This window comes from Pseudomonas sp. P1_C12, from assembly GCF_056406435.1.
The window spans coordinates 34,657-41,569 of the sequence record NZ_JBFUAE010000028.1; the positions used below are offsets into that span (position 1 = coordinate 34,657).

8 protein-coding genes and 1 pseudogene are annotated in these 6,913 nt (G+C 60.3%); 8 read left to right on the plus strand and 1 reads right to left on the minus strand.

All coding sequences use genetic code 11. The features are described from left to right. Positions 1-12 precede the first annotated feature (12 nt). Positions 13-933 carry a zinc ABC transporter substrate-binding protein ZnuA gene (gene znuA, locus AC1D19_RS29040; protein WP_477765410.1) on the minus strand — a complete coding sequence of 307 codons (921 nt, stop codon included), beginning with the start codon at positions 931-933 and terminating at the stop codon, positions 13-15. A 66-nt stretch (positions 934-999) separates the two neighbouring features. Between znuA and zur the strand changes: the two genes are divergently transcribed. The 8 genes and pseudogenes from zur to AC1D19_RS29080 form a co-directional block, all read left to right on the plus strand. Next, positions 1,000-1,482, plus strand: coding sequence for a zinc uptake transcriptional repressor Zur (gene zur, locus AC1D19_RS29045; RefSeq protein WP_477765411.1), 483 nt, complete (start codon positions 1,000-1,002; stop codon positions 1,480-1,482). Continuing rightward, positions 1,482-2,267, plus strand: coding sequence for a zinc ABC transporter ATP-binding protein ZnuC (gene znuC, locus AC1D19_RS29050; RefSeq protein ID WP_116262474.1), 786 nt, complete (start codon positions 1,482-1,484; stop codon positions 2,265-2,267). The genes zur and znuC overlap by 1 nt, the downstream gene beginning before the upstream one ends. Then, positions 2,260-3,048 carry a zinc ABC transporter permease subunit ZnuB gene (gene znuB, locus AC1D19_RS29055; RefSeq protein ID WP_477753427.1) on the plus strand — a complete coding sequence of 263 codons (789 nt, stop codon included), beginning with the start codon at positions 2,260-2,262 and terminating at the stop codon, positions 3,046-3,048. Before znuC ends, znuB begins: the two co-directional genes overlap by 8 nt. 37 nt (positions 3,049-3,085) lie before the next feature. Then, entirely contained in the window at positions 3,086-3,802 is a 717-nt protein-coding gene (locus tag AC1D19_RS29060; RefSeq protein ID WP_477765412.1) for a PA5502 family lipoprotein, read from the plus strand. A 278-nt stretch (positions 3,803-4,080) separates the two neighbouring features. Further along, positions 4,081-5,088, plus strand: coding sequence for a methionine ABC transporter ATP-binding protein (locus AC1D19_RS29065; RefSeq protein ID WP_477753429.1), 1,008 nt, complete (start codon positions 4,081-4,083; stop codon positions 5,086-5,088). Further along, positions 5,088-5,762 carry a methionine ABC transporter permease gene (locus AC1D19_RS29070; protein WP_477753430.1) on the plus strand — a complete coding sequence of 225 codons (675 nt, stop codon included), beginning with the start codon at positions 5,088-5,090 and terminating at the stop codon, positions 5,760-5,762. Before AC1D19_RS29065 ends, AC1D19_RS29070 begins: the two co-directional genes overlap by 1 nt. 74 nt (positions 5,763-5,836) lie before the next feature. Beyond that, positions 5,837-6,610, plus strand: coding sequence for a MetQ/NlpA family ABC transporter substrate-binding protein (locus tag AC1D19_RS29075; RefSeq protein WP_477765413.1), 774 nt, complete (start codon positions 5,837-5,839; stop codon positions 6,608-6,610). 108 nt (positions 6,611-6,718) lie between these two features. Continuing rightward, positions 6,719-6,913, plus strand: a pseudogene (locus tag AC1D19_RS29080) (IS3 family transposase); the annotation flags it as partial.

Consider the following 6,913-nt stretch of genomic DNA (forward strand, 5'->3'; position numbering starts at 1 on the left):
CTTTTTATGGGTTTATAACGACTCCAGACACCCTGCCAAATCATTCCCCAGCTTCTCCAAAAGCTGCTCATACCCCTGAGCAGTCGCCGGCGTATACCCGCCCAGCGCATCCAGTTCAGCCAGTTTCACCGGCAAACCCGTCACCAGGGTTTCCGCCAGGCGCGGCCGCAGAGGCGGTTCGCTGAACACGCAGGTCTTGCCGACTTCCTGCAATCGCGCGCGCATCGCCGCGACATGCTGGGCACCGGGTTGCACTTCGGCCGCGACGCTGAACACACCCACGTGCTTGAGGCCGTAGGCGTCCTCGAAGTAGTCGAAAGCTTCGTGGAACACGAAGTAAGGTTTGCCCTGAACATCGGCCAGGCGTTTCTTCAGGCGCGCATCCAGTGCATCAAGGCGCTCGTCGAAGGCTTTCAGATTGCTCTGATAGCGCGCAGCATTGTCAGGATCGGTGGCACTCAGGTCGGCCGCCATTTTCGTAGCGATGACCCGGGCGTTAACCGGCGACAGCCACAGGTGCGCATCCAGGCTGCCCGGGCGGTGATCGTGGTCGTGTTCGTCGACTTCTTCGGCGTGGGAGTGGCTATCTTCGGCGAAGCGGCGCAGTTTCATGCCTGCCAAATCTTGCACGGCGACGCTGGGCAGCGTACGACCATTGAGCACGCGTGGCAGGAAACCTTCCATGTCCGGGCCGATCCAGTACAGCAGGTCCACCGATTGCACCTTGCGCACGTCGGAAGGGCGCAACGCATAGTTATGCGGCGATGCTCCAGGTGGCAGCAAGACCTCGGGAATCGCCACACCGTCCTGCACCGCCGCGGCGATCAATTGCAGAGGCTTGATGCTGGTAAGGACCTTGACCTCGGCCTGCGCCGAACCGATCAGCAGAAAACTTGCGGTAAATGCGACAAAGATAGAAAAAAGTCGGGACACGATGACCACTCGAAGAGGCGAGAACGGGTAACATAATAACGTCTCTCACAAAACTCGTCGCCGCCCATGCTAAAAACACCGATCGCCAGCCGTCCCCACGACCACTCACATTGCGTTCACAGCGCTTTGTCCGAGGCCGATGCCCTGTGCGCACGTCAAGGCCTGCGCCTGACCGCGTTGCGCCGGCGAGTGCTGGAACTGGTGTGGCAAAGCCACAAGCCGCTGGGTGCCTACGACATTCTCGCGGTCCTCAGCGAGCAAGACGGTCGCCGTGCCGCGCCGCCGACGGTGTACCGCGCGCTGGATTTCCTGCTGGAAAACGGCCTGGTCCATCGGATCTCCTCGCTCAACGCCTTCATCGGCTGCAATCACCCGGAACATGCTCACCAGGGTCAGTTCCTGATCTGCCGTGGGTGCCACGCCGCCATCGAGCTCGAACAAAAATCCATCAGCGACGCGATCATCGCCAGCGCCAGGGATGTCGGGTTTATCGTCGAAGGCCAGACCGTTGAAGTGGTCGGTCTCTGCTCGGGTTGCCAGGGGGCTTGATGAGCAACGCGCTGATCCGTCTTGAGCAGGTTGCCGTCACGTTCGCCGGGCAACCGGTGCTGGACAACATCGAGCTGAGCGTCGAACCGGGGCAGATCGTTACCCTGATCGGCCCCAACGGCGCCGGCAAGACCACACTGGTGCGTGCCGTGCTCGGCCTGTTGAAACCGGACAGCGGCAGCGTATGGCGCAAGCCGAAACTGCGGGTCGGTTACATGCCGCAAAAACTTCACGTCGATCCAACCCTCCCGCTATCGGTCCTGCGATTCTTGCGCCTGGTGCCGGGCGTGGACCGTGCGATGGCCTTGGCGGCACTCAAGGAAGTCGGTGCCGAACAGGTGATCGACAGCCCGGTGCAAAGCGTTTCCGGTGGCGAAATGCAGCGCGTGTTGCTGGCCCGGGCCTTGTTGCGCGAGCCGGAACTGCTGGTGCTCGACGAGCCGGTGCAGGGTGTCGATGTGGCCGGCCAGGCTGAGTTGTACAGCCTGATCACCCGCCTGCGCGACCGTCACGGTTGCGGCGTGCTGATGGTCTCCCACGATTTGCATCTGGTGATGAGCACCACGGACCAGGTGGTTTGCCTTAATCGCCACGTCTGCTGTTCCGGCCATCCCGAGCAGGTCAGCGGCGATCCGGCTTTCGTCGAGCTGTTCGGAAAAAACGCACAAAGCCTGGCGATTTATCACCACCACCACGACCACGCCCACGACTTGCATGGCTCGGTGGTCAAGGCGCCCGCGTCGGGTAAACCCCATGTTCACGGAGATAGCTGCAAGCATGGCTGATTTTCTGCTCTACGCCCTGCTTGCAGGCCTGGCCCTGGCCGTCGTTGCAGGCCCGCTGGGGTCTTTCGTGGTCTGGCGGCGCATGGCCTATTTTGGCGACACCCTGTCCCACGCGGCATTGCTCGGTGTGGCCCTGGGCTTCCTGCTGGATGTCAGCCCGACCGTTGCCGTCACCGTCGGCTGCTTGCTGTTGGCAGTGTTGCTGGTGACATTGCAACAACGCCAGCCGCTGGCATCCGACACACTTTTGGGAATTCTCGCACCCAGCACGCTCTCTCTGGGCCTGGTGGTACTAAGCTTCATGCACGAAGTGCGGATCGACCTGATGGCCTATCTGTTCGGCGACCTGCTGGCGATCAGTCCGACCGATCTGGCCTGGATTCTTGGCGGTAGTGCTGCGGTACTGGTCTTGCTGGTTGCGTTGTGGCGCCCATTGCTGGCGATCACGGTGCATGAAGAACTGGCCCGGGTCGAAGGCCTGCCGGTGGCTGGATTGCGCCTGGCCCTGATGCTGTTGATCGCCGTAGTAATTGCCGTGGCGATGAAAATCGTCGGCGTGTTGCTGATCACTTCATTGCTGATCATCCCGGCGGCTGCGGCACAACGTCACGCCCGCTCGCCAGAGCAGATGGCACTGGGCGCGAGCCTGCTGGGCATACTCGCCGTGTGTGGCGGGCTGGCACTGTCCTGGTTCAAGGACACCCCCGCTGGCCCATCGATTGTGGTGGCAGCCGCCGCACTGTTTCTGCTGAGTTTTGTTCTGCCCCGTCGAGGGGTGTAGACTTGCTCGTTTTTTGCGCAAATAGAGAGTCGCAGGAATGAAGTCGTTCGCCTCCCGTTATCTGCTCCTTGTCGCATTTTCTTTGCTGCTGGGCGCCTGCCAAAGCACGCCATCGGAAGCCACCAAGGCCGCCGATGCACGGGCCACGGCCATCGTGCAGCTGGAGCAAAACATCGCCAGCGATGAACTGGCCACCGCCGAGGACCAATTGGCAGCCTTGCAGGCCGAATCGCCCAACGATGTTTCCCTTGAGCAATACCAGCGGCAACTGGCCGAAGCCTACCTGCGCCGCAGCCAGATCGTGCTGCAAAAGGGTGATGTGGATGCCGCCGCGACCGCCCTGAGCCGTGCCCGCGCGTTGATGCCCAAGGCTCCGGCACTGACCGGCGGAGTCAACGGCTCGATTGCCCAGGCGCGCAAGGCCGAGCTGGAAAAAGCCGAAGCCGCCCTCAAGGCTGCCGAAGCCAAGCCAAAAGCCAAGGTTATCGACCTGACGGCTGAAAGCACCACGATCGTGCTGAATATCAACGATATGGGCAAACTGCGTCGCCAACTGGATGCCATTGCCGCTGATGTGGTGAATTTTCAGTGCGACGTGAGCATTCAGGCTCCACGCACCAATGATTACCCTTGGCTGGCTAACTTGCTGACCAAACGGGTGAAGAAGCTCGATCCTGAGTTTGATCTGAAGCTTGAGCGGCAGATTTTGCGCAATGTTCCGGCGCAGATGGTTCTTAGCCCTCGGAAACCCTGAAAAGCTTCGCGGGCAAGCCCGCGAAGGCATCCTTTCTGGCAATAAAAATGCTCAGGCCGAAATCGCCTTGGCCTTCGCATACCTCTCCCAAACCCGATGCCGACCAATCGCTGGAGTGAGCCTCTTCAGCCGTTCCTTTTTTCTGACCTTTGATCGCGTTATTTCCAAATGACAGGACAAATGCGAAATAAATGCTAAGAACCTCTATACGGACAGGCTAAAATGCGCGCCCGGCTAACCGCTGATCCTTTTCTAACGCGCCCCACAAGGTTCGCTACGTGATCGAGTTTCAAAACGTCCATAAAACCTACCGCATCGCCGGTAAGGAAATCCCCGCTCTGCATCCGACCAGTCTGACGATTGAGAACGGGCAGGTTTTCGGCTTGATCGGTCATTCCGGTGCAGGAAAAAGTACCCTGCTGCGTCTGATCAATCGCCTGGAAAACGCCAGTGGCGGCAAGATCACCGTCGACGGTGAAGAAGTCACCGCGCTCGACGCCAATGGCCTGCGCCGCTTCCGTCAGCAGGTCGGGATGATTTTCCAGCACTTCAACCTGCTGGCCTCCAAGACTGTCGCCGACAACGTCGCGCTGCCACTGACCCTGGCCGGCGAGCTGTCGCGCAGCGAGATCGACTCGCGCGTGGCCGAGCTGCTGGCGCGGGTCGGTTTGTCCGACCACGCGAAAAAGTACCCGGCGCAATTGTCCGGCGGACAAAAGCAGCGTGTCGGCATTGCCCGCGCCCTGGCGACCAAGCCAAAAATCCTGCTGTGCGATGAAGCCACCAGCGCCCTTGACCCGCAAACCACCGCATCGGTGTTGCAGTTGCTGGCCGAGATCAATCGCGAGCTGAAACTGACCATTGTGTTGATCACCCACGAGATGGACGTGATCCGTCGGGTTTGCGACCAGGTAGCCGTGATGGACGCCGGCGTGATCGTCGAGCAAGGCTCGGTGGCCGAGGTATTCCTGCATCCGAAGCACCCGACCACCAAGCGTTTCGTGCAGGAAGACGAGCAGATCGACGAAAGCGAGCAGCGTGACGACTTCGCTCACGTACCGGGGCGCATCCTGCGCCTAACCTTCCAGGGCGAAGCGACCTACGCGCCTCTGCTGGGCACTGTCGCCCGGGAAACCGGTGTGGACTACAGCATCCTGGCCGGTCGTATCGACCGCATCAAAGACATCCCTTACGGGCAACTGACCCTGGCCGTGACCGGCGGTGACATGGAAGCGGCCTTTGCCCGCTTCACCGCAGCCGACGTCCACATGGAGGTGCTGCGCTAATGGAAGCCCTGACAAGTTTCTTCGCCAATATCGACTGGTTCGAAATCTGGCTGGCCACCGGCGACACCCTGCTGATGCTCGGCGGTTCGCTGCTGTTCACCGTGCTGCTCGGCTTGCCCCTGGGAGTGCTGCTGTTCCTGTGCAGCCCGCGCCAGTTGCTGGAAGCCAAAGGCGTCTACGCGTTGTTGTCGCTGGTGGTGAACATCCTGCGTTCGCTGCCGTTCATCATCCTGTTGATTGTGATGATCCCGTTCACCGTGTTGATCACCGGCACGTCCCTGGGTGTCGCCGGTGCGATTCCGCCGCTGGTGGTGGGTGCCACGCCGTTCTTCGCCCGCCTGGTGGAAACCGCCCTGCGTGAAGTGGATCGCGGCATCATCGAAGCGACCCAGGCCATGGGCGCGACCACCCGACAGATCATCACCAACGCGTTGCTGCCGGAGGCTCGTCCGGGCATCTTCGCGGCGATTACGGTGACAGCAATTACACTGGTGTCCTACACGGCTATGGCCGGTGTCGTGGGTGCCGGTGGTCTGGGTGACCTGGCGATTCGCTTCGGATACCAGCGTTTCCAGACCGATGTGATGGTCGTGACGGTGGTGTTGCTGCTGGTACTGGTCCAGGTGCTGCAAACCGTCGGCGACAAACTGGTTGTGCATTTCTCCCGTAAATAAGACATGAGCCGGCCATTCGCTGGCAGGCGCCGGAAACCGGCGCCGCAAGCGGGCACCCACAAGGAGTTAGCTGAATGAAAAAACTACTCGTCGCCTTCGCTGCTGTTGCCGCATTCTCGGCCCACGCGGCCGACACCCTGACCGTCGCGGCTACTCCGGTTCCGCACGCCGAGATCCTCGAATTCGTGAAGCCGGCCCTGGCCAAAGAAGGCGTGGACCTGAAGGTCAAGGTATTCACCGACTACATCCAGCCGAACGTGCAGGTCGCGGAAAAGCGCCTGGACGCCAACTTCTTCCAGCACCAGCCGTACCTGGATGAGTTCAACAAGGCCAAGGGCACCCACCTGGTGTCGGTGGCGGGCGTGCACCTGGAACCTCTGGGTGCTTACTCCAGCAAGTACAAGACCATTGCTGAACTGCCTGGCGGCGCCAACGTGGTGATCCCGAACGATGCGACCAACGGCGGCCGTGCGCTGTTGCTGATGGCCAAGGCCGGCCTGATCAAGTTGAAGGATTCGAACAACATCCTGTCGACCGTCAAGGACATCACCGAGAACACCAAGGACCTGAAAATCCGCGAACTGGAAGCCGCGACTATCCCGCGCGTGCTGACCCAGGTCGACCTGGCGCTGATCAACACCAACTACGCGCTGGAAGCCAAGCTCGATCCGTCCAAGGACGCGCTGTTCATCGAAGGCAGCGACTCGCCTTACGTGAACATTCTGGTGGCTCGTCCGGACGACAAGGACAGCGAAGCGATGAAGAAACTGGTGGCTGCCATGCACAGCCCGGAAGTGAAGGCTTTCATTCTCGAGAAGTACAAAGGCGCAGTGGTGCCGGCGTTCTGATCGACTGCTGCAACGAAAAAAGGGGCGCATTCAATGCGCCCCTTTTTTATATCTGTGTCCCGTCCTGAATAAGGTTTACACCTTCTGACCCATTCTCAGGAGGGAGTAATGAATACGGGAGAAAGGCGCAGTCAGCGTGATTACACGCTGACCTTTAAATTGTCGGTCGTCGATCAGGTCGAAAAAGGCGAGTTGAGTTATAAAGAGGCTCAAGAGCGCTATGGCATTCAGGGTAAAACGACCGTACTGAACTGGTTACGCAGGCATGGTCGGCAGGACTGGAGTCAAGGCGCGTCCATTCGC

Coding starts and splice junctions, on each gene's coding strand:
- AC1D19_RS29060 (WP_477765412.1), top strand. CDS start 3,086: ATGAAGTCGTTCGCCTCCCGTTATCTGCTCCTTGTCGCATTTTCTTTG.
- AC1D19_RS29075 (WP_477765413.1), top strand. CDS start 5,837: ATGAAAAAACTACTCGTCGCCTTCGCTGCTGTTGCCGCATTCTCGGCC.
- zur (WP_477765411.1), top strand. CDS start 1,000: ATGCTAAAAACACCGATCGCCAGCCGTCCCCACGACCACTCACATTGC.
- znuC (WP_116262474.1), top strand. CDS start 1,482: ATGAGCAACGCGCTGATCCGTCTTGAGCAGGTTGCCGTCACGTTCGCC.
- AC1D19_RS29070 (WP_477753430.1), top strand. CDS start 5,088: ATGGAAGCCCTGACAAGTTTCTTCGCCAATATCGACTGGTTCGAAATC.
- znuB (WP_477753427.1), top strand. CDS start 2,260: ATGGCTGATTTTCTGCTCTACGCCCTGCTTGCAGGCCTGGCCCTGGCC.